The sequence below is a fragment of the Flavobacterium bernardetii genome (assembly GCF_011305415.1).
GTDB lineage: Bacteria > Bacteroidota > Bacteroidia > Flavobacteriales > Flavobacteriaceae > Flavobacterium > Flavobacterium bernardetii.
Window position 1 is genome coordinate 285,183 of the sequence record NZ_JAANOQ010000003.1, and the last position, 23,536, is coordinate 308,718.

General features: G+C 30.9%; 22 protein-coding genes. 19 read left to right on the plus strand and 3 right to left on the minus strand.

Going from position 1 to position 23,536, the window contains the following annotated elements:
• Nucleotides 1-146 precede the first annotated feature (146 nt).
• The 3 genes from G6N05_RS08340 (at nucleotide 147) to priA (ending at nucleotide 4,063) form a co-directional block, all read left to right on the plus strand.
• The gene (locus G6N05_RS08340) at nucleotides 147-1,142 is read left to right on the plus strand and encodes an NAD(P)H-dependent glycerol-3-phosphate dehydrogenase (RefSeq protein ID WP_166126658.1); all 996 of its coding nucleotides are present in this window, start codon (nucleotides 147-149) and stop codon (nucleotides 1,140-1,142) included.
• Between the two features lie 99 nt (nucleotides 1,143-1,241).
• Nucleotides 1,242-1,586, plus strand: coding sequence for a lysozyme inhibitor LprI family protein (locus G6N05_RS08345; RefSeq protein ID WP_166126661.1), 345 nt, complete (start codon nucleotides 1,242-1,244; stop codon nucleotides 1,584-1,586).
• A gap of 35 nt (nucleotides 1,587-1,621) precedes the next feature.
• A complete protein-coding gene (gene priA / locus G6N05_RS08350; RefSeq protein WP_166126666.1) occupies nucleotides 1,622-4,063 on the plus strand; it encodes a replication restart helicase PriA in 2,442 nt (813 codons plus the stop codon).
• A gap of 56 nt (nucleotides 4,064-4,119) precedes the next feature.
• Here the strand turns inward: priA and G6N05_RS08355 are convergent, their stop codons facing one another.
• On the minus strand, nucleotides 4,120-4,818 hold the full coding sequence (locus G6N05_RS08355; RefSeq protein WP_166126671.1) for a LytR/AlgR family response regulator transcription factor: 699 nt from the start codon (nucleotides 4,816-4,818) through the stop codon (nucleotides 4,120-4,122).
• Between the two features lie 177 nt (nucleotides 4,819-4,995).
• Here G6N05_RS08355 and rpsF point away from each other — a divergent pair, with 177 nt between their 5' ends.
• The 7 genes from rpsF (at nucleotide 4,996) to G6N05_RS08390 (ending at nucleotide 10,076) form a co-directional block, all read left to right on the plus strand.
• Entirely contained in the window at nucleotides 4,996-5,337 is a 342-nt protein-coding gene (rpsF, locus tag G6N05_RS08360; RefSeq protein ID WP_166077748.1) for a 30S ribosomal protein S6, read from the plus strand.
• Between the two features lie 2 nt (nucleotides 5,338-5,339).
• Nucleotides 5,340-5,627, plus strand: coding sequence for a 30S ribosomal protein S18 (gene rpsR, locus G6N05_RS08365; RefSeq protein WP_091312528.1), 288 nt, complete (start codon nucleotides 5,340-5,342; stop codon nucleotides 5,625-5,627).
• A gap of 61 nt (nucleotides 5,628-5,688) precedes the next feature.
• Nucleotides 5,689-6,132, plus strand: coding sequence for a 50S ribosomal protein L9 (rplI, locus tag G6N05_RS08370; RefSeq protein ID WP_166126676.1), 444 nt, complete (start codon nucleotides 5,689-5,691; stop codon nucleotides 6,130-6,132).
• 79 nt (nucleotides 6,133-6,211) lie between these two features.
• A complete protein-coding gene (locus G6N05_RS08375) occupies nucleotides 6,212-6,688 on the plus strand; it encodes a DUF6495 family protein (RefSeq protein ID WP_166126679.1) in 477 nt (158 codons plus the stop codon).
• 1 nt (nucleotide 6,689) lies between these two features.
• The gene (gene ligA, locus G6N05_RS08380; protein ID WP_166126682.1) at nucleotides 6,690-8,681 is read left to right on the plus strand and encodes an NAD-dependent DNA ligase LigA; all 1,992 of its coding nucleotides are present in this window, start codon (nucleotides 6,690-6,692) and stop codon (nucleotides 8,679-8,681) included.
• The gene (locus G6N05_RS08385) at nucleotides 8,674-9,354 is read left to right on the plus strand and encodes a hypothetical protein (protein WP_166126685.1); all 681 of its coding nucleotides are present in this window, start codon (nucleotides 8,674-8,676) and stop codon (nucleotides 9,352-9,354) included. Before ligA ends, G6N05_RS08385 begins: the two co-directional genes overlap by 8 nt.
• Nucleotides 9,354-10,076: a hypothetical protein gene (locus G6N05_RS08390; RefSeq protein WP_166126688.1), complete on the plus strand. Its 723-nt coding sequence runs from the start codon at nucleotides 9,354-9,356 to the stop codon at nucleotides 10,074-10,076. The genes G6N05_RS08385 and G6N05_RS08390 overlap by 1 nt, the downstream gene beginning before the upstream one ends.
• Here G6N05_RS08390 and G6N05_RS08395 read toward each other — a convergent pair.
• Nucleotides 10,063-10,980: a bifunctional metallophosphatase/5'-nucleotidase gene (locus G6N05_RS08395; RefSeq protein WP_166126690.1), complete on the minus strand. Its 918-nt coding sequence runs from the start codon at nucleotides 10,978-10,980 to the stop codon at nucleotides 10,063-10,065. The two genes, G6N05_RS08390 and G6N05_RS08395, sit on opposite strands and share 14 nt — an antisense overlap.
• Nucleotides 10,981-11,006: 26 nt before the next feature.
• Nucleotides 11,007-11,789, minus strand: coding sequence for a 5'-nucleotidase C-terminal domain-containing protein (locus G6N05_RS08400; protein ID WP_166126693.1), 783 nt, complete (start codon nucleotides 11,787-11,789; stop codon nucleotides 11,007-11,009).
• A 46-nt stretch (nucleotides 11,790-11,835) separates the two neighbouring features.
• On the opposite strand from G6N05_RS08400, the gene G6N05_RS08405 reads away from it, so the two are divergent.
• The 9 genes from G6N05_RS08405 (at nucleotide 11,836) to G6N05_RS08445 (ending at nucleotide 23,519) form a co-directional block, all read left to right on the plus strand.
• Nucleotides 11,836-12,354 (plus strand): DUF6913 domain-containing protein, encoded by a 519-nt coding sequence (locus G6N05_RS08405; protein ID WP_394351460.1) that lies wholly within the window; start codon nucleotides 11,836-11,838, stop codon nucleotides 12,352-12,354.
• A gap of 1 nt (nucleotide 12,355) precedes the next feature.
• Nucleotides 12,356-13,234 carry a 4-hydroxy-tetrahydrodipicolinate synthase gene (gene dapA / locus G6N05_RS08410; RefSeq protein WP_166126698.1) on the plus strand — a complete coding sequence of 293 codons (879 nt, stop codon included), beginning with the start codon at nucleotides 12,356-12,358 and terminating at the stop codon, nucleotides 13,232-13,234.
• Between the two features lie 85 nt (nucleotides 13,235-13,319).
• Nucleotides 13,320-14,126 (plus strand): outer membrane protein assembly factor BamD, encoded by an 807-nt coding sequence (locus G6N05_RS08415; RefSeq protein ID WP_166126702.1) that lies wholly within the window; start codon nucleotides 13,320-13,322, stop codon nucleotides 14,124-14,126.
• A gap of 8 nt (nucleotides 14,127-14,134) precedes the next feature.
• Nucleotides 14,135-14,449, plus strand: coding sequence for a DNA-directed RNA polymerase subunit omega (locus tag G6N05_RS08420; RefSeq protein WP_091312562.1), 315 nt, complete (start codon nucleotides 14,135-14,137; stop codon nucleotides 14,447-14,449).
• A 15-nt stretch (nucleotides 14,450-14,464) separates the two neighbouring features.
• The gene (gene coaBC, locus G6N05_RS08425) at nucleotides 14,465-15,676 is read left to right on the plus strand and encodes a bifunctional phosphopantothenoylcysteine decarboxylase/phosphopantothenate--cysteine ligase CoaBC (protein ID WP_166126709.1); all 1,212 of its coding nucleotides are present in this window, start codon (nucleotides 14,465-14,467) and stop codon (nucleotides 15,674-15,676) included.
• Nucleotides 15,666-16,550 (plus strand): type IX secretion system protein PorD, encoded by an 885-nt coding sequence (gene porD, locus G6N05_RS08430; RefSeq protein WP_166126714.1) that lies wholly within the window; start codon nucleotides 15,666-15,668, stop codon nucleotides 16,548-16,550. Before coaBC ends, porD begins: the two co-directional genes overlap by 11 nt.
• Nucleotide 16,551: 1 nt before the next feature.
• Nucleotides 16,552-18,204, plus strand: coding sequence for a DNA repair protein RecN (gene recN / locus G6N05_RS08435; RefSeq protein ID WP_166126718.1), 1,653 nt, complete (start codon nucleotides 16,552-16,554; stop codon nucleotides 18,202-18,204).
• A gap of 57 nt (nucleotides 18,205-18,261) precedes the next feature.
• The gene (gene fabV / locus G6N05_RS08440; RefSeq protein ID WP_166126721.1) at nucleotides 18,262-19,452 is read left to right on the plus strand and encodes an enoyl-ACP reductase FabV; all 1,191 of its coding nucleotides are present in this window, start codon (nucleotides 18,262-18,264) and stop codon (nucleotides 19,450-19,452) included.
• A 167-nt stretch (nucleotides 19,453-19,619) separates the two neighbouring features.
• Nucleotides 19,620-23,519 (plus strand): T9SS-dependent choice-of-anchor J family protein, encoded by a 3,900-nt coding sequence (locus G6N05_RS08445; protein ID WP_166126726.1) that lies wholly within the window; start codon nucleotides 19,620-19,622, stop codon nucleotides 23,517-23,519.
• Nucleotides 23,520-23,536: the final 17 nt, after the last annotated feature.

Below are 23,536 nucleotides of genomic sequence, written 5' to 3' on the forward strand. Positions count from 1 at the left end.
CTGTGTTTTTATCGTATTGAAGTTGTTTTTTAAAACATATATTATAGAAATTTTTAAAATCTGTTCAATCTGTGTTCCTATATGTTGATTTTTGAACTTGCACTTCTAATTGAAAAAGTGTATTTTTGATGTTCATTATTTTGAATATGGAAAACAATAAAAAATTTGCAGTAATAGGAGGAGGAAGTTGGGCAACAGCCATCGCTAAAATGTTATGTGAGAATCAAGAAAAAATTGCGTGGTACATGCGTAGTACTTATGCTTTAGAGCATTTGAAGCACCAAAAACACAACCCAAATTATTTAAGTTCAGTTGCTTTTGACACCGATAAATTACAATTAACTAATGATATTAATGAAGCTATAAAATTTGCTGATATACTTATTTTTGCTATTCCATCTGCGTTTTTAAGCGGAGAATTAGAAAAAATGACCGAATCTTTAGAAGGAAAAACTATTTTTTCTGCCATTAAAGGAATCGTGCCAGAAACCAGTTTAATTGTTGGAGAACATTTTCATTCGCAATTTAATATTCCTTATGAAAATATTGGTGTAATTACAGGACCTTGTCACGCAGAAGAAGTAGCTCTTGAGCGTTTATCTTATTTAACTATTGCTTGTTCAGATAAAGTAAAAGCCAAATATTTAGCTAAAAATGTTTCTTCGTACTATATAAAAACCAAAACGTCTGACGATATTGTTGGAACAGAATATGCAGCGGTATTAAAGAATATTTATTCTATTGCAGCAGGTATTGCTCACGGTTTAGGTTATGGAGATAACTTTCAAGCGGTTTTAATGAGTAACGCCATTCGTGAAATGAAGAAATTCATTAAAAAAGTACATAGAATGAAACGAAATATTAACGACTCGGCTTATTTGGGCGATTTGTTAGTAACAGGATATTCCGTTTTCTCCAGAAACAGAATGTTTGGTAATATGATAGGGAAGGGCTACACCGTAAAATCGGCTCAAATGGAAATGAGCATGGTGGCTGAAGGCTATTACGCTGTAAAAAGTGCTTACAATCTAAATTTAGAATACAAAGCCAAAACGCCAATAATAGATGCCGTTTACCAAATTTTATACGAAGGAAAAGATGCGAAAGCAGTGTTCAGTAAATTAACAGAGAAGTTGGATTAATTGTTAAAGAGCCAAGTAAAAAGGCAAAAGTAAAAAGGCAAAAGTTAAAAGTTTAGTTTGTCGTTCTCACGAAGAAAGAATCTCTTTTTTAATTTCAATATGAATAAAATATTTTTACTGTTTTTTTTATGTTTTAGTTTTAACCTGAGTGCACAAACTCAAGCTGAAATGAATAAAATTGCTCATGATGATTTTAAGAAAGCAGATGCGGAACTTAATAAAGTCTATAAAAAAGTAATTGAAGTTTTGGATGTAACCGAAAAGCAATTAATGATTAAAGCCCAAAAAGATTGGTTGAAATTTCGAGATTCACATTGTAAATTTGAAATTGAACAATTCAAAGGAGGTAGTATTTCGCCATTAATTTATTCGACTTGTTTATCAGAACGTACAAATGTTAGAATTGAAGATTTAAAATCTATTTTAGAAGACAAAAACAGGTAAACTTCCAACTAAATACTCCAAACTCCCAACTATACATGCACTTCATCAACGTCATTCTTCCTTTAAATCTTGATAAAACGTTTACGTATTCCGTAAATGTGGAAGAATATAAGTTTTTGCAACCTGGTATGCGAGTTACAGTTCCGTTCGGGAAAACAAAAGTGTACACGGCTTTAGTGGTTGAGAAGCATACGAATCCACCAGAATTATACGAAGCCAAAGAAATCAGTCAAATTATTGATGAGGTTCCTATTGTAAACGAAATTCAACTGAAACATTGGAGTTGGATTGCCTCGTATTATATGTGTTCGATAGGAGAAGTTTTTAAATCGGCTTTGCCTTCTGGATTGATTTTAGAAAGTGAAACGATGATTTCTTCTTCGCATACAGAATCGGATAAAACATTGGCAACTGATGAAGAATTCCTAGTTTTAGAAGCGTTAGAAAATAAATCTTCCATAACTATTTCTGAAATTACTCAGATTTTAAATAAGAAAAATGTAATTCCAATTGTTCAAAGTTTGCTAGCGAAAGGTTTGCTAACAATGCAAGATGAGGTGCAAGACAATTACAAACCCAAATTAGTAAAATACATCAAACTTCAAGATGCATTTTTACAACAAGAAAAACTTCAAGAATTATTAGAAATTTTAGGTAAAGCAAAAAAACAAAAAGAAATTGTTTTATCCTATTTTCAATTGCAAGCGACGGAGAAAAAACCAATTCCTGCAAAATTATTAATCGAAACTTCTGGTGTAAGTGCTGCGGTTATTAAATCGTTAGTCGATAAACAAATTTTCGAAGAATATTATATCAATACTGACCGTGTTTCCTTCGAAAAAGAAGCTGATTACGAAATTCAGTTAAGCGAATCTCAAACTACGGTTTTAGAAAGTATTAAAGAAAAATTTCAACAGTTTGATGTCAATTTATTACACGGCGTTACCGCTTCTGGTAAAACGGAAGTCTATATAAAACTTATTGAAGAATTTTTACAACAAGACAAACAAGTATTATTCTTGTTGCCTGAAATTGCCTTAACCACACAATTAGTTCAACGTTTATCGGCGTATTTTGGAAATCAAATTGCGGTTTTTCATTCGAAATACAATTCTAATGAACGTGTTGAGGTTTACAATCATGTGTTGCAGAATTCTGAAAAAGCAAAAGTGGTTTTAGGTGTACGAAGTGCGTTGTTTTTACCATTTTCTAACTTAGGTTTGATTGTGGTAGATGAAGAACACGAGGCGACATACAAACAACAAGATCCAGCGCCACGCTATCACGCCAGAGATGCTGCAATTGTTTTAGCAAAATTTCATAATGCAAAAGTGTTGTTAGGAAGTGCGACGCCAAGTTTAGAATCGTATCACAATGCGAAAACCAATAAATATGGCTTAATTGAATTGTTTACCCGATTTAATAATGTGGTTTTACCCGAAATTCATCTGATTGATTTAAAAGATAAATATTTCCGTAAACGAATGGACGGTCATTTTTCCGATGAATTATTGGAGAGAATGCACGAAACCTTAGCGAATAATGAACAAATTATGTTGTTTCAAAATCGCAGAGGCTATTCACCATATATTGAATGTACGACTTGCGGACACGTACCTCAATGTCCAAGTTGCGATGTGAGTTTAACGTATTACAAATATAAAAATCATTTAAAATGCCATTATTGCGGACATAGTATGGCGAAACCAACCCATTGTCACGCTTGTAATTCCTTAGATATTTCAGCAAAAGGTTTTGGTACGGAACAAGTGGAATTGGAGTTAATAAAATTATTTCCAACCAAACGAATTGCTCGAATGGATCAAGATACGACTCGTGGAAAATTTGCTTTCGAAAAAATGATTGATGCGTTTAAAAATCAAGAAATTGATATTTTAGTCGGTACACAAATGCTTGCCAAAGGTTTAGATTTTGAAAATGTGACTTTAGTCGGAATTCTAAATGCAGATAATTTATTAAATCAACCGTATTATCGTGCTTACGAACGCGCATATCAAATGATGGTGCAAGTTGCAGGACGTTCTGGTAGAAAAGCAAAAAAGGGAAGTGTAGTCATTCAAACGTACAACCCAATGCATAATACGATTCAACAAGTCGTGAATAATAACTATTTAGGGATGTTTAACGAACAATTATATGAAAGACGTAATTTTCAATATCCGCCGTATTTCCGTTTGTTACAAATTCGATTAAAACATAGAGATTACGAAAAACTTCGTGAAGGCTCCACTTGGTTGTATAATGTTTTGAAGCAATCAATTCCTGTTCCAATTTTAGGTCCGGAAGAACCAGCGATTAACAGAATCAGAAATGAATACATCAGAACGATTCTTATCAAAATTCCGAATAACACGAATTTAATACAAACAAAAAAACTTATCAAAAAAGCTTTGATAAGTTTTGAGGCGACTTCGCAGTATCGTTCTATTAAAACTACAATTAATGTAGATTATTAATAAACGTCAGTTCGAGTGTTCCGATTTTTAATCGGAATGTATCGAGAACAGTTTATTTAATAACTTTCTAAAATGGTAATAATTTCTTCTTTTTTGTTTCTACTTAATGGAATTTTTTCTCCGTCAATTTCTACTTGTTTACTGTTGAAACGTTCTACTTTATCTAAATTGATAATGTACGATTTATGAATTCTTAAGAAATTATCTTTTGGAAGTTCCGTTTCGAAAGCTTTCATTGTAGATAACACTAAATGAGTGTCTTCGTAAGTTACCACTTTAATATAATCACCAAAAGCTTCTACCCATTTAATATGAGAAGTATAAACTTTAATCTTTTTAAGATTACTCTTGATAATTAAGTGCGGACCGTGATCATCATGAGTTTGGTCATGTTTTAGTTGATGCATTTCCAATGCTTTCTTTACAGAAACTAAGAAACGTTCTTTCTTTATTGGCTTTTGTAAAAAATCTAAGGCTGAATATTCAAATGCTTTCACGGCATAATCTGCTTTAGAAGTGATGAAAACAATTAGAGGTTTTATTTTTAATCCATCAAGTAAATCAAAACCTGTGATATGAGGCATTTCAATATCCAAAAAGATTAAATCAACATGATTATTTGTGATATAACTCTTGGCTTCTAATGCGTTCGAAAAGTCTCCACCTAATCTTAAATTAGTATGTTCGGAAATTAATTTTGCAATAGTTATACGTTGAATTGAACTGTCATCAACAACAATAGTATTTAACTTCATAGGTTGTAGGGATTAATTAAGTGATAAGATTCTATCATTTAATTTTAATTAACAGGATAAAAATAAGAAAAATATTGAGAATAAACTAATATTATGTTAAAAAAAAATACTTATTGTAGGATTTGTAAATTAAATATAATTGTATATCTTTGCACCCAATTTAAAAAATACGTACAAATGAAAAATTACGAAACTGTTTTCATTTTGAATCCCGTTTTATCTGATGTTCAGGTAAAGGAAACAGTAAGCAAATTTGAAGATTTTCTTACTTCTAAGGGTGCTAAAATGGTATCAAAAGAGGATTGGGGCTTAAAAAAATTAGCCTATGAAATCCAACACAAAAAAAGTGGTTTTTACCATTTATTTGAATTTCAAGCTCCAGCTGAATTAATCATTTCTTTAGAAACTGAATTCAGAAGAGACGAAAGAATCATGAGATTCTTAACTGTTTCTTTAGACAAACATGCTATTTCTTGGGCTGAAAGAAGAAGAGAAAAATTAAAAACTAAAGGTAACTAATCATGTCGATAGCTAACAACGGTAAAAAAGAAGGAGATATCAGATATCTTACTCCTTTAAACATTGATACTAACAAACAAAAAAAATATTGTCGTTTCAAAAAATCTGGTATCAAGTATATCGATTATAAAGATGGTGACTTTTTATTAAAGTTTGTAAACGAGCAAGGTAAAATTTTACCAAGACGTTTAACTGGTACTTCATTAAAATTCCAAAGAAAAGTTTCTGTTGCTGTGAAAAGAGCACGTCACTTAGCTTTAATGCCTTACGTGGCGGATTTATTAAAATAATATTAATCATTTGTTGGTTTTCGTTTAGCGGAACCTAACTTATATAAAAAAGGACAACAAAATGGAACTAATTTTAAAACAAGACGTTCAAAATTTAGGTTTTAAAGATGATGTAGTAACTGTAAAAAACGGATACGGTCGTAACTTTTTAATTCCTCAAGGAGTTGCTATTTTAGCTACTTCTTCTGCTAAAAAAGTATTAGCTGAGAATTTAAAACAAAAAGCTCATAAAGAAGCTAAAGTTGTTGCAGATGCAAAAGCAACTGCTGAAGCAATCAAAGCTTTAGAGATAAAAATTACTGCAAAAGCAGGTGGTGAAAAATTATTCGGATCAATTTCTAATGCAGATATCGCGCAAGCTTTAGAAGCAAACGGACAAGCTATCGACAGAAAATTTATCACGTCTGGTATTGTTAAAAGAACTGGTAAATATAATGCTACTATCCGTTTACACAGAGAAGTAATCATTGAATTACCTTATGAAATTGTTGCTGAAAAAGCATAATTTTATTTAAAATATTTCTTTAAAAAGCGTTGCAATTGCAACGCTTTTTTTATTTTTACAAATCCTATATGTATTGAATATGAAATATACCCGATTAACAAAAGAACAATTAGAAGAACTTCATCCTGAGTTTATTACCTTCTTAGCAACCCAAACTATTGATAAAAAAGAATGGGACGAATTAAAAACAAATAAGCCAGAAATCGCTTTACAAGAAATTGATGTTTTTTCAGATTTAATATGGGATAAAGCCATAACGAATGTTCGTTTTGTGGATCATTTTTCTAAACATCATATTTTTCTTTTTAAATGTCATGATGATTTATTAGAATCATTAATTGTTCAAACTTCAAATGAAGAAGTCGATTTATTTACAACGGAAGGTTTAGAATGGTTAGGTAATAATCTTTTTACTGATGCTGTAACTATTCAAACAGGAAAAAAAGAAGTTGCTGATAATAGAAATGAAGAAGTTTTCAAAATTATTGAAAATGGCGGAATCATTAGTAAAGGCGAATTATATATCAAACTAATTGCATTAATAAAAGTATCGTAATATGACTTTTTTAGAAACAATTCAATCATTAAGAGCCGAATTAAATCAACACAATTATAATTATTATGTGTTAGATAATCCAACGATTTCGGATTTTGATTTCGATACTAAATTGAAACAATTACAAGATTTAGAAACAGCAAATCCTCAATTTTTTGATGAAAATTCGCCAACGCAACGTGTCGGAGGAACAATTACGAAAAATTTCAATACAATTGAACACGAATACAGAATGTTTTCTTTGGATAATTCGTATTCAAAAGAAGATTTGCTAGATTGGCAAACACGTTGTCAGAAAATCTTAGGCGATGTGCCTTTAGAATTTACTTGCGAATTAAAATACGATGGCGCTTCTATAAGTATTACGTACGAAAACGGAAAGTTAGTTCGTGCCGTAACGCGTGGTGATGGTTTTAAAGGCGATGAAGTAACAAATAATATCAAAACGATAAAATCTGTTCCGTTACAATTAAATGCTGGTTTTCCTGATAAATTTGATATTCGTGGTGAAATTGTTTTGCCATTTGCAGGTTTCGAAAAAATGAACCAAGACTTAATTGAAATTGGTGAAACGCCTTATTCCAATCCAAGAAATACAGCTTCAGGAAGTTTAAAATTACAAGATAGTGCGGAAGTTGCGAAACGTCCGTTAGAGTGCTTGTTATATAGTATGATTGGAAATAATTTACCAATCACATCGCAATATGAAGGTTTAGAATTGTCTCGAAAATTAGGTTTTAAAGTGCCTAGTCAGAGTAAACTTGCTAAAAATATAGATGAAGTTTTTGAGTTTATCGAACATTGGGACAAAAATCGTCATAATTTACCTTATGAAACGGATGGTGTTGTAGTGAAAATCAACAACATTCATTTCCAGGAAGAATTAGGTTACACAGCAAAATCGCCACGTTGGGCAATGGCTTATAAATTTAAAGCAGAGCAGGTGAGTACGATTTTACAATCGATTTCGTATCAAGTTGGACGAACGGGTGCGATAACTCCAGTTGCGAATTTAGAACCTGTACAATTGGCGGGAACTATTGTAAAACGTGCTTCTTTACATAATGCCGACCAAATTGCAAAATTAGATATTCGTGTCAACGATGAAGTTTTTGTAGAAAAAGGCGGTGAAATTATTCCAAAGATTATTGGAGTTGCCAACAGAGGAAATCAAGAAAACCCTACGGTTTATATCACAAATTGTCCAGAATGTAATACCGAATTGACAAGAAGTGAAGGTGAAGCCAATCATTATTGTCCAAATTTTTATGGTTGTCCGCCGCAAATCATTGGAAGAATTCAACATTTTATTAGCAGAAAAGCAATGGATATTGAAGGTTTAGGTGGTGAAACTGTCGCTTTACTTTTCAATGCCGGCTTAGTTAAAAATTATGCCGATTTATACGATTTGAAAAAAGAACAAGTTGTTGTTTTAGAAAGAATGGCTGATAAATCTGCAGATAATCTGATTTCTGGTGTAGAAAAGTCAAAAGAAATTACTTTTGATAGAGTTTTATATGCTTTAGGAATTAGATATGTTGGCGAGACAGTTGCTAAAAAATTAGCCAAACATTATAAAAATATCGATAACTTAGCAAAAGCAGATTTACTAGATTTAGTTACAGTTGATGAAATTGGAGAAAGAATTGCTCAAAGTGTTATGGATTTCTTTCAAAATGCAGAAAACAAATTAATTATAAACAAGTTAAAAGAAGTTGGAGTACAATTTGAATTAAATGAACTTTCTACTTCTGTTTCCAATGTTTTAGAAGGGCAAATTTTTGTAGTGTCAGGCGTTTTTGAAGTATATTCTCGAGATGATTTGAAAAAAGCTATTGAAGATAATGGTGGTAAAGTAGGAAGTTCTATTTCTGCCAAAACAAATTTTGTCATTGCTGGTGCAAAAATGGGGCCGGCTAAATTAGAAAAAGCGAATCAGTTAAAAATTCAAATAATTGATGAATATCAATTTCAAAAAATGATAAATGGGTAAGAAAACAATTTTATATAGTTTTATAGTTGTTTGTGTTTTATATTTTTTTTCTTCACTATTGCATTTAGATAGTTTAGAAGTTCTTTCCAAACCTTTGTTTTTACCAATTCTACTTTATTATTATATTATAAAATCTAAAGGTAATTTTCAATATAGAGTAGTCGTAAGTTTTATATTTTATTACATTGCTGAAATGTTAATATTATATGATGAAAAACAATATTATTTAATTTCCGTGTTTCTTTTTTTGATTCCTTATTTGATTTTATTGTATTTCGTTGTTAAAGACTTAATTCCTCTTTTCAAAATTAAAGGCTATAATGGGATTAATTTTACATTAGCTTTTGTTTTAGCATTTTTAATTTATTTATACATTAGTATTATTTTAATTATTGATACGGATTCTGCTTTAGAAAAATGCTTGTTGCACTTTTACGGCTTTGTTTTGTTGCTATTGGCGGTGTTTTCTACGGCATCTTATTATTTGAAACATTCTGTTTCAAATCTTTTTTTAGTGACGACAATAATTGCATTTATTATGTCTGATATGTTCTATATTTTTATCGTAAAAATAGAATATAATTGGGTTTTTAAATCAGTAAATTTAATAACTCAACTATTATCTTATTATTTTTTCGTAACTTTTTGCTTGATTAAAGCAAAAGGTAAATAATGAAAAACAATATTCAGAGTTTATTAAAGCGTGATTTAGAGATAATTCCTTTAGCTGCTTATTTTATTTTTTATTTCTTATATCTTCTTTTTGATAGGATATTAGAGATGACAGATTATGCAGTACTTGTAAAGCCTATAATAATTCCCATTATTGCTTTTTTGTATTTAACGAATAAAAACAGCAAACGTACTGTATTAAATATACTTTTGTTAGTTCTGATTTTTATTTCTGATAATTCCACGCTTTTAGAGATAAGATCTTTTTATGTTTACGCTACAATATTATATATGCTTAGTGTTTATATATTGTTTTATTATGGCTTAACGGATATAAAATATTTTTATAAAAACGCCTTGTATAGAAAAAAACTTGGAATAGTACTTTTAACTATATTTGGAATTGTACTGCTTTATTGGTTTTTTACTTATAAACCAATTGAAAAAGCAGCGGAGAAATTCATAGTGTTTCAATACCTAATAGTTTTTTTACTTTTATTTATACTTTCTCTTTTTAACTTCATTCAGCAAAAATCAAAGAAGACTAAGTATTTATTTTTAACGATACTTTGTATCTTTTTATCAGAATTATGTTTTTCAATACATAGATATTACAATGGACATGTTGTATTTAAGTATCTAATTTGTTTAGTTGAAGTTCCAGTTTACTACTTTTTACTGAAATATTTATTAAAAAGAGATAAAGAGCTTATTGAACAATAATATTTTTTTCTTGACTAATGTATTTTGTATCATCACTCAAATAAAAATCAATTCTACCTAAGTTTATTCCATAAGCGCCAACTTGATTCACTACAACTTTTTTTCCTACTTTATTTGTTTTGATAATTGGCTTGTCTAAAAAAGTATGGGTATGACCACCAATAATTAAATCGATATCTTGTGTAGCTTCCGCTAATTTGATGTCAGAAGGCTTTTCGGGTTCGTTTTTGTAATCAAATCCTAAATGCGATAAACAGATAATTAAATCACATTTTTCCACTTCTTTTAATTGTTTTGAAATATCAGTAGCTATTTCAATCGGATGATTGTAAACGGTTTCTTTATATAGTTTTTTATCAACTAAACCTTCTAATTGAACGCCTAAACCAAAAACACCAATTTTAATTCCGTCTTTAAAGAATGTTTTATAAGGTTTTACAATTCCGTTTAATTCTGTATTTTTAAAATCATAATTGGCAGAAACAAATTCAAAATTGGCATGTGGCAATTGCGCATAAAAACCGTCAATTCCATTATCGAAATCGTGATTTCCCATAGTGGCTAAATCGTATTTCATCATGCTCATTAGTTTGAATTCCAATTCGCCACCATAATAATTGAAATAAGGAGTTCCTTGAAAAATATCGCCAGCATCTAATAGTAAAACATTGGTTTCTTCTTTACGGATTTGTTCAATTAAACTCGCACGTCTAGCTACGCCACCAATTCCAGGATTTTTTGGATGATTTTCTGGAAAAGGATCAATGTGACTGTGAACATCATTCGTGTGTAAAATCGTAATTTTACGCTCTTTTACAGGTGTAAAACTTGATAGCGAAATGCCGCTAAGTGTAACCAAAGCTGAAGTTGCTGCCGTATTTTTTATAAAAGTTCTTCTTTTCATTTGTTTATGCTGAATTTAGTACCGTATTATTCTTTAATAATTCTTGGTGAATTGGAAGCTTCGATAGTTTTGTGTATATAAAAATAATCGATTAACACATTTCTTATTTTATAATTCAAATCGTAAGCACCTTCATTTTTAAGAAAAAAAGTCATATTATCGCCACCATTTGCTAAATAATCTGAAGTTCCAACATAGTAAATTTTGTTATTTTCAATGGGTTGGTCTTTGAAGAGGATATTGGTAATTACGTTTTCTTTATTCAAAATGATTTTCAATCCATTTAAAGGATGTGGCTTTTTCTCGGTAATAATGTGTTGAGCTAAAGCCTTAATTTGTTCACCTTTTAAGGCAATTACAATTAAACTGTTTTCAAAAGGCATCACTTCAAAAGCATTTCGTTTTGTAATATTTCCTTTCGGAATTATAGATCGAATTCCATCACTATTTAAAAGAATAATGTCAATTTGTTTATTTTGTTGCTTCATAAAAACAGGATTGGCCATTTCCATACAAGCATCTGACATAAAATTTCCAATATTTGATTGCCATTCTCCTTTGCTTTTGTCTAAGGTTTCTGGACAAAAGGAGATAATGCTGTCTAAATCTTTGTTAATATGGTTTCTATATGGAGTAATATAGGAATCTATACTCTCGTTTTTAGTGTAATTTTTATTGACTTCAATTTTTTTTCCTTCAACTAAATAATTGTTGTAGGATTTCGTTTTACAAGAAGCTAAACTTAATAATGTTAAAGTTGTAACAAAAATTGTGTAATGAAGATAAGTATTTTTACTTTTGAATGTCATATATTCCAATAGATTACTTTAATTTTGCAAAAGAAGTAAAGTTACAATGATTTCTAAAATAATAAAGGATTTTTTTCTTAAAAGAAAGGTAAATAAAAAGTTAATAAATTATCAACTGCAAGTGTCTCCAGACAAAATTGTTACGGTTGGTGTATTAATTGATAGTAACTATTTTACTAGTCAAGAAGAATTAATCGAAGAAATTGAGAAGCACGGAATTGCAAAAGAAAATATTGAAATTTTATCTTTTGTGAACAAGAATAAGAAAACATTATTGGAAAAATTTGATTATTTTTTTAGAAAAGATATTTCGTTTGGAGGGTTGTTTAAAAGCGAAAGAGTTACTAATTTTACGGACCAACATTTTGATTTGTTAATTAGTTATTACGACATTCAAAAGCCAACATTATTATTGGTAACTAAAAGTTCAAAAGCTAAATTTAAAGTAGGTTTTCAAACCATTGATAAAAGAATTAACCATTTGTCAATAAATACAGTAGCAGAAAATTACACGGAATTTATTTCGGAATTATTTAAATATTTAAAAATACTAAAAAAAATATAACATGCAATCATTGATCGGAACAGGAGTGGCGCTGGTTACACCTTTTAAAAAAGATTTTTCTGTAGATACAGAAGCTTTAGCTAAAATTACAAACTACGTTATTGAAGGCGGAGTAGAATATTTAGTAATATTAGGAACAACAGCAGAAAGCGCAACTTTAAATGCAGAGGAAAAAGAACTAGTAATTCAAACAATTATAACTGCTAATAATGCTAGAGTACCAATGGTTTTAGGTGTTGGTGGAAACAATACTGCAGATGTCGTTTTAGAATTAAAAACAAGAGATTTATCTCAATTTGCTGCGATATTATCGGTTTCTCCTTATTATAATAAACCAACTCAAGAAGGAATTTACCAACATTTTAAAGCGGTTTCGGAAGCGTCACCAATTTCAATTATTGTGTATAATGTTCCAGGAAGAACAGCAAGTAATATGTTGCCAAGTACAGTTGTGAGATTAGCAAACGAATTCAAAAATATTATCGGAATTAAAGAAGCAGCAGGAGATATCGTTCAAGCGATGAAATTAATTCAAACTAAACCAGAAGGATTCTTAGTGATTTCTGGTGATGATATGATTACGTTACCAATGGTTTTAGCTGGTGGAGCAGGAGTGATTTCTGTAATTGGTGAAGGTTTTCCGAAAGAATTTTCAGAAATGGTACGTTTAGGATTAAACAAAAAAGCAGTTGAAGCTTATAAAATTCATTACAAATTAGCCGATTCAATTGATATGATTTTCGAGCAAGGTAATCCAGCTGGTATTAAAGAAGTCTTTAAACACTTGGGTTTATCTGAAAATACGGTGCGTTTGCCATTAGTATCTGTTGATGAAAATTTATCTGGAAGACTATCAAATTTCATTAAAAATTTAGGATAAAAATCTTTTTTGTAAAACATAAAAATATATCTACCTTTGCAGTTGCTTTTTCAAAGTGTGCAAAAGGCATAACTTAATAATAAATATGAACAAATTTTTATATATACTTTTAGCAATACTAACATTATCATCTTGTAGTGAATATCAAAAAGCTTTAAAATCTGATGATGTAGAATTCAAAACAAAAGTTTTTACAGCACAAATTGAAAAGAAAAAGTATAGTAAAGCAATCAGATTGTTTGAACAATACGCTACTTCTTACAGAGGAAAACCTCAAGGAGAAAGTGCTTTTTTTAATTATGCAAAAGCTTTATACATTACAAAACAGTATATTTCAGCCGGATATCAATTTGAAAGTTTCGCAAGTAGTTACCCAAAAAGTGCTAATGTTGAAGAAGCTGCCTTTTTAGGAGCTGAAAGTTATAGTAAAGTTTCACCAGTTTATAGTTTAGATCAAGTTGATACGGAAAAAGCATTAAGTAAAATTCAAGTTTTTGCTAATAAATATCCAAATTCTCAATATTTGCCAAAAGCAAACGAAATTGTAAAAGTATTATCAGAAAAGCTAGAATTAAAAGCTTTTGAAATTGCAAAACAATACAATACAATTGGAGAATATACAAGAGATTACAACGCAGCAATTAAAGCTTTAGATAATTTTATTTTTAATTATCCAGGTTCAAAATTTAAAGAAGACGCTTTGTTTTACAAATACGATTCAATGTACAAATTGGCATTAAATAGTATTCCTTCTAAAAAGCAAGAAAGATTAAATACGACTAAAATATATTATCAAAGTTTAATCAAATTTAAGGCAGATACCAAGTATTTAGAGAAATCTAATAAAATGCTTGAAACAGTAGATAAAGAATTGAAACAATATACAAATTAATCATTATTATGGATTTAAAGAAAACAAATGCTCCAGTAAACACAATAACTTACAACAAAAGTGTAATTGAAGAGCCAACTGGAAATGTATATGAAGCAATTACTATAATAGCACGTAGAGCAAATCAAATTAATTCTGAAATCAAAAAAGAATTATTAGATAAGTTAGACGAATTTGCTACTTATAATGATAGTTTAGAGGAAGTTTTCGAAAATAAAGAACAAATTGAAGTTTCTAAATATTACGAAAAATTACCTAAACCACATGCTTTAGCTGTTCAAGAATGGTTAGAGGATAAAATTTATCATAGAGATACTAAATAATTTAAACTTATATTGATGTCTGTTTTAAACGGTAAAAACGTTTTGCTAGGTGTTTCTGGCGGAATTGCTGCTTATAAAACAGCCTCATTAGTAAGACTTCTTATAAAAGCAGGTGCACATGTACAAGTTGTCATGACACCTGCTTCTATTGATTTTGTTACACCATTAACATTATCAACTCTTTCAAAAAAACCAGTTTATAGTACGTTTTACAACGAAGAAGATGCAAATGCTACTTGGAACAACCATGTAGAATTAGCACTATGGGCAGATTATATGCTAATTGCACCTGCAACAGCAAATACTTTGTCGAAAATGGCTTCTGGAACTTGTGATAACTTGCTTTTGGCTACTTATTTATCTGCAAAATGTCCTGTATATTTCGCTCCAGCAATGGATTTAGATATGTACATTCATCCAACCACAAAAATAAATTTCGAGAAATTACAAAGTTTCGGAAACACAATAATTCCTGCTGAAAGTGGTGAATTAGCAAGTGGTTTAAGTGGAGAAGGTAGAATGGCTGAGCCAGAAAACATCATTCAATTTATTGAAAAAGATTTGGAAAGTAAATTGCCTTTAAAAGGTAAAAAAATATTAATTACAGCTGGTCCAACTTTTGAAGCAATTGATCCTGTTCGTTTTATAGGAAATCATTCTTCTGGTAAAATGGGATTTGATATTGCAACTGCAGCCGCAAATTTAGGCGCAGCAGTGGTTTTGGTTTCCGGACCAACACATTTGCAAATGAAACACAGTTTGGTTAATGTAATCCGAGTAACTTCTGCAGACGAAATGTACGATGCTTGTCATCAGTATTTCGAAAATATGGATGTAGCTATTGCCGCCGCTGCTGTTGCCGATTATAAACCAAAAAATGTAGCCACTCAAAAAATAAAAAAGACAGAAGCTACGTTTACTATTGAATTGGAAAAGAATAAAGATATTTTACTATCTTTAGGTCAAATAAAAAAGAATCAATTTTTAATTGGTTTTGCTTTAGAGACAGAGAACGAGATAGATAACGCCAAAATTAAGATTGAAAAAAAGAATTTAGACCTAATTGTTTTGAATTCTTTAAACGATAAAGGTGCTGGTTTTGGAAAGCCAACAAATAAAGTTACTTTTATTGATAAAGATTTTAATATATTTGAGCATCCTTTAAAATCTAAAGAATTAGTTGCAGAAGATATTGTTAACCTAATTGTGAAAAAATATGCGAATTAAATTTTTAATATTATTTGTTTTAAGTACTTTTTGTGTATCTTCACAAGAATTAAAAGCAGTAGTTTCAATAAATTCTGATCAGGTAACAAGCGTGAATACTCAGATTTTTAAGAATTTAGAGAAACAAGTTTTCGATTTTTTAAATAACACAAAATTTTCTGATAAAGAGACAAAACTAAATGAAAAAGTAAATTGCTCTTTTTTCTTCATTATCAATAAATTTGAAGCTAATAATTTTGAAGTTACTTTACAAGTTAATTCAACACGGCCAGTTTTTAATTCAACATTTACTACACCTATTCTTAATATTAACGATAAGGATGTAAGTTTTAAATACATTGAATTTGAAAATTTAGTTTATGATAAAAATTCATTTACTTCAAACTTAGTTTCTGTTTTATCTTTTTATGCGAATATTGTTTTAGCTTCTGATGCTGATACATTTTCAGATAAAGGTGGTTCAGAATATTTGGAAAGTGCATTAAATATAGCCAATGTAGCACAACCTAGTGGATTTTCAGGATGGGTTCAAACTGGTAAAAAAACGACTAGATATAACTTAATTTCAGATTTAATGTCTAATACTTTTGATGCCTACAGAGAAACACTTTATCAATATCATATTAATGGATTAGATAAAATGGCAGACGATTTAAAAACAGGGAAATTTGAAATAATGAATGCTATTGAAACATTATTGAAATTGCATAAAGTGAGACCAAATTCACTTTTAGCGAGAACTTTTTTTGATGCCAAAACAGATGAACTTGTTAATATTTTCAGTGGCGGACCAGTTATGGATATTTCAAAAGTTAAAGATAATTTAGCTACAATTTCTCCGTTAAATTCTTCTAAATGGAATAAAATAAGGTAATATGCTTTTATCTTTATCAGTTCAAAATTACGCTTTAATAGAACAGCTTAATATTAATTTTGCTAATCAGTTTGCTACCATTACTGGAGAAACTGGTGCTGGAAAATCTATATTATTAGGTGCTTTAGGTTTGATAATGGGTAATCGTTCGGATTTGTCTTCTCTTAAAGATAAAGAGAAAAAATGTGTTGTTGAAGCAAGTTTTGAAGTGTCGAAATACAATTTAAAATGGCTGTTTGAAGCCAATGATTTAGATTACGAAAATACTACAATAATCAGAAGAGAAATTTTGCCTTCAGGTAAATCACGAGCTTTCATTAATGATACGCCAGTCAATTTATCAGAACTTCAAATTTTAGCAGAAAATCTTATCGATATACATTCACAACATCAAACACGTGAATTAGAACAACAAAATTACCAGATTTCTATTTTAGATGCGATTGGTTCCAATTCTGAAAATCTAAAAGAATTTTTGATTTTATTATCAGATTTCAAACAAAAATCGAAAGAATTAGAACAAGCAATTGCAGATAAAAACACCTTGTTTACGGCTCAAGAATATAATTCATATTTGTTAAATGAATTAATTCAAGTGGGCTTACAACCAAATGAACAAGCTGATTTAGAAGAAGAATTATTGAGTTTAAACAACTCGGAATTAATTAGCGAAACTTTAAGTAAATTGGTTTCAAGTGCTAATGAAGAACAATTCGGATTTATAAATGCTTTGAAAGAATGTAAAAATGCTTTCCATAAAATCGCACCCTTTTCTACATCTTATTCTGAATTATACGAAAGATTAAACTCTTCATTAATTGAATTAGAAGACATTACAGATTCAAGTTTCAATTTAGTAGAGAAAAACGTTTACAATCCAGAACGATTAGAATTTATTTCTGGAAGATTACAAACTATTTACGATTTACAAAAGAAACACCAAGTTTCAAGCATTGAAGATTTAATTGAAATTAGAAATCAATTGGATGAAAAAGTACTTTTAGTTGATAATTTAGAAGAAAAAATTAATAAATTAAATGCGTATTTAAGTGCGAAAACAGCAGACTTAAATGCAACTGCTAAAAAGATTACAGAAAATAGGAGCAAAGCCATTCCAATTTTTATAGATAAAATTTCTTCTATTTTGTTCCAATTAGGAATGCCTGATTCGCAATTTAAAATGGAATTAATCCCTTCTAATCAGTTTTTATCTAACGGAAAAGACGAATTAGAATTATTGTTTTCAGCCAATAAAGGAACAAGTTTAGGTTCGTTTAAAAAAGTAGCTTCTGGTGGAGAAATGTCGAGAATTATGTTAGCAATTAAATCTGTTTTGGCTGATTTCTCTCAATTGCCAACCATTTTATTTGATGAAATTGATACTGGAGTTTCTGGAGAAATTGCATTTAAAATGGGTGAAATCATGAGTAAAATGAGTGCAAACAGACAAGTTTTTGCCATTACGCATTTACCTCAAATTGCTTCAAAAGGAGATGCGCAATATAAAGTTTCAAAAGAAACGATCGCAGAAAACACGATTTCTAAAATTGTCAAATTAAATTCAGAGGAACGAATAGTGGAAATTGCGGAAATGTTATCAGGAAAACAAATTACTGATTCAGCCTTAACACATGCTAAAACATTATTAAATTAAAATTTATACTTTTGTAATAGATTTAGAATATATACAACAACAATAAAATATAAAATTATGATTATAGAACCAAGAATGCGCGGATTTATATGTTTAACAGCTCACCCAGAAGGTTGTGCGCAAAATGTAAAAAATCAAATTGAATATGTAAAATCAAAAGGTAAAATTGATGGAGCAAAAAAAGTTTTAGTAATTGGTGCTTCAACAGGTTTTGGTTTAGCTTCAAGAATTACAAGTGCATTTGGTTGTGATGCTGCTACAATTGGTGTTTTCTTTGAAAAAGAACCAAGTGAAGGGAAAACGGCAACGCCAGGTTATTATAATTCTGCAGCATTAGAAGTTGAAGCTACAAAAGCGGGTTTATATGCAAAAAGTATCAATGGTGATGCGTTTTCAAATGAAATTAAACAACAAGCTATAGATTTAATTAAAAAAGATTTAGGTCAAGTTGATTTAGTAATTTATAGTTTAGCTTCTCCAGTTCGTATGCATCCAACAACAGGTGTTTTACATCGTTCTACATTAAAGCCAATTGGTGGAAAATTCACAAACAAAACCGTTGATTTTCATACAGGAAATGTTTCTGAAGTTTCTATTGAACCAGCCAATCAAGAAGATATTGATAATACAGTAGTTGTAATGGGTGGTGAAGATTGGTCCATGTGGATGACTGCTTTAAAAGATGCTGGTGTTTTAGCAAATGATGCGATGACTTTAGCGTATTCTTATATCGGACCAGAAGTTACAGAACCAGTTTATAGAAAAGGAACAATTGGTCGTGCAAAAGATCATTTAGAAGCTACTGCTTTCGAAATTACAAAACAATTAGAAGATGTAAATTGCAAAGCTTATGTTTCGGTAAATAAAGCCTTAGTTACTCAAGCAAGTTCTGCTATTCCAGTAATTCCATTATATATTTCATTATTATACAAAACGATGAAAGCTGAAGGAATTCATGAAGGTTGTATTGAACAAATACAACGTTTATATTCTAATAGGTTATTTAGCGGAAATGCTATTCCAACTGACGATAAAGGAAGAATTAGAATTGACGACTGGGAAATGCGTGATGATGTACAAGCTCAAGTTTCTAAATTATGGGAAGTAGCAACTACAGAAAATCTTTCAGAAATTGGAGATTTAGCAGGTTACAAACAAGACTTCTTAAACTTATTTGGATTCGGATTTAATGGTGTTGATTATCTAGCGGATACATCAGAAATGGTATTTGTTCCAAGCATGCAGTAATAACAAAAATCAACATAAATGTTTTGAAATCCCGATATTATCGGGATTTTTGTTTTGTTTTATAACGATAATATCTGTATTTCATCGATAAAATAAGTGGTTTGTATTATTTTTTAAGTATTTTTTTGTTTATTTACAATTACTTAACAAATTAAATACAGTAAACAATGAAAAAAATTACTTTATGGTTATTTGCCCTCTTTACGTGTTGGCAAATGACTGCCCAAACGGGCACTATTGTAGTTGGTGTAAACGATGGTACACCAAATACAACAACAGGTTATCCATCACCAATGCAAGATTATTATAAAACTGGAAGAGTTCAGTTTTTGTACACAGCTTCAGAATTATTAGGAGCTGGCTTAGTTGCTGGTAATATTACTGAAATTGGCTGGGTTGTTACTTCAAATAATACAAGTACTTTACAAGAAAATTATACAATTTCTATGAAAAGTACAGCATCAACTGTTTTAACTACAACTTTTGAGTCTGGTGCAACCGTAGTTTACGGACCAACAGATTTTACTCCGTCTGCAACAGGTAACGTTATGTTTACATTAACTACTCCTTTTGTATGGGATGGAACTTCAAATGTAATTGTTGAAGTTTGTGCTGGTTTAGCTACTGGTACTTTTACAGAAAATGTTAGTTGTGCAAATTCAACTACTACTGGAATAAAATCTGTATATTTTAGAAGTGATTCTGCAACTACTCCTTGCACAACTGCAACAGGAACAACATCAACAGATAGACCATTATTGGTTGCAACTGGTAATGTAGCTTCATGTTTAGCGCCATTAAATTTAGTGAGTGCTAATATTACTGCATTTACTGCTGATATTTCTTGGGATGCAACTTCATCAACTCCTTTAATTGGTTATGAATATGTAGTTTCAACTTCAAATGTTGCTCCTACTGGAGCAGGTACTCCTACCACAAATACTTTTGCAAGTCTTTCATCTTTATTACCACAAACAACATATTATGTTTTTGTAAGATCAAATTGTACTGTTTCTGATTTTAGTGCTTGGAATGGACCAATTTCATTTACTACGGCTTGTGCGCCTATTACGACATTACCACATTTAGAACCATTTAATACATTTTTACCTATTTGTTGGACAGAAGCTGATAATGGTGATTTAACTGCTGGACCAGCAACCATTGGAACTGGAAGTTGGTTAGTTGATGGTTTAGGAAATGTTGGAACAACTGGTGCAATTAGAGTTACACTTGATGGTGCAATAGATAATGACTGGGTTGTTTCTCCAGAATTCACAATTCCTGCAACTGGTTATGAATTAAAATTTACTGCTGCTGCAACTCAAGGTGGATTAACAGTAGCACCGACAACTGCTTGGGAATCAGATGATTCTGTAGAAGTATTAGTTACTTCAACAGGTATGACAAATTGGGTTCCACTATATACTTATATTGATACTAATGTGCCTTCAAATGTTGGTAGTCTTAATGTTTTAGATTTAGACGCTTATGCTACGCAAACAGTAAGATTTGCTTTTAGAGCTGTTGAAGGTGCAGCTAATGGAGCAGCTGTTGTGGATTTCTCAGTTGATAACTTAGAAGTTCGTTTATCTCCAACTTGTCCAGATCAAACTGGTTTAGTAGTTTCAGGTGTAACTTCAACTGGTGCTAATACTTCATGGGATGATATGTCTGGAACAGGTGCAGTTGGTTATCAATATGCAATCACAACTTCTGCAACTCCTCCTGCATCAGGAACTCCAATTGCAACTACTTTTTATATAGCTTCAGGATTATTACCTCAAACAGTTTATTACTTACATGTAAGATCTGAATGTGCTGGTAGTATTTTTGGTAATTGGGCTACAACATCTTTTACAACTGCTTGCTCGCCTATAGTTGCTTTACCTTGGAATGAAGGATTTGAAACTGTAGCAACAGGTACAAATATCTTTCCACAATGTTGGGGATATTCAAATACTTTAAGTGATTGGAACATTGAAACATTCCCTGTAGCGAATACAGGAGTAAACTCTTTAGGTAGAACTTGGAGTACAAATGGATGGGCTTTTACACCTATGTTTACTTTAACTGCGGGTACTTCTTATAGATTTAGTTATTATGTTAGAACTCAGGATGCTATAGTTGGTTATGATGTTACTGTTGGAGTAGGAAACTCTCAAAATAGTGCAGCAATGACAACAACTGTATCAACTGTTACTGCTTATCAAGGTCCAGCATGGGTTAAAGTTAATCACGAATTTACACCGCTGACTAATGGTGATTATTCTTTCGGTGTACATGTGGTTGCTCCTGGAGCTCCAAATGGAATTAATTTTGATGATTTTAAATTAGAATTATCTCCAACTTGTCCAGATCAAACTGGATTAGTAGTAGCAAACATTACTTCTTCAGGTGCAGATACTTCATGGGATGATATGTCTGGTTCAGGTGCGGTTGGTTATCAATATGCAATCACAACTTCTGCAACACCTCCTGCATCAGGAACTCCAATTGCTGCTACTTTTTATATAGCTTCAGGATTATTACCTCAAACAGTTTATTACTTACATGTAAGATCTGAATGTGCTGGTAGTACTTATGGTAATTGGGCTACAACAACTTTTACAACTGCTTGTGTGCCTGTAGGTACTTTACCTTGGAATGAAGGATTTGAAACTGTAGCAACAGGTACAAATATCTTTCCACAATGTTGGGGATATTCAAATACTTTAAGTGATTGGAACATTGAAACATTCCCTGTAGCGAATACAGGAGTAAACTCTTTAGGAAGAACTTGGAGTACAAATGGATGGGCGTTTACACCTATGTTTACATTAGCAGCTGGTACTTCATATACCTTCAGTTATTATGTTAGAACTCAAGATGCTACAGTTGGTTATGATGTTACTGTTGGAGTAGGAAACTCTCAAAGTAGTGCAGCAATGACAACTACTTTATCTACTGTTACTGGCTATCAAGGTCCAACTTGGACACAGGTTTTTCTTAATTTTACACCAACTGTTGCTGGAGATTATTCTTTCGGAGTTCATGTTGTTGCACCAAATCCACCAAATGGAATTAATTTTGATGATTTTGAATTAAAATTATCTCCATCTATACCACCAGCATGTGCAGCTAATTTAGTTGCTACACCTAATGCTTGTGGAAATTTCTCAAATAATTTAAATTGGGATGCTACGGCAACTGCAACAGGATATTATGTTACTATTGGTACAACTACAGGTGGTACTGATATTGCTAATGCTGTAAGTGTTGGTACAAATGCATATAGTTTTTCAGGTTCTGTAAACACTCAATATTTCTGGACAATTGTTCCTTATAATGGAGCTGGTTCAGCAACAGGTTGTGTTGAGCAATCATTTACGACTGCTGCTACTGGATGTTACTGTGCTTCAGTTCCTTCTTCAAATGATAATTTAGGTATTACTTCAGCTATTGTTGGAGCTACAACTAATCCAATTTCAGATGTTACTTATGTAGATTTAACTGCAGTTGCTGAAGTAGTTGCTCCAGGTGCAAATACAAATGTTCAATTAACATTTAGTACAGGATATACATATGATATTAATATTTGGATAGATTTTAATAATGATTTTGATTTTGATGATGCAGGTGAATTAGTTAAAACTGGAATTGCTTGTACAGCTGTTGAACCAAATATTGTTGATGCTTCTTTTACAATGCCTTTAACTGCTCCATCTGGTACTCATAGAATGAGAATTGGAACTGCTGATAGTGGTCAAGCTCCTCCAAATCCATGTTATAATGGTAATTTTGGTGTTACTCTTGATTTTACAGTTGATACAACTTTAGGTTCTGCTAGTTTTGATACTACAAGCTTTGTAGCATATCCAAACCCAGTTAAAGATGTATTAAACTTATCTTATAAAACAGCAATTAATAATGTAAGAGTTGTTAACCTATTAGGTCAAGAAGTTTTAAATTCTAGAACAAACTCTAATGATATACAAGTTAATATGTCTGCATTAACTGCAGGAGCTTACATCGTTAACATTACTGTAGAAGATACAGTTCACACTATAAAAATCATTAAAGAATAATTCACAATTTACAGCTC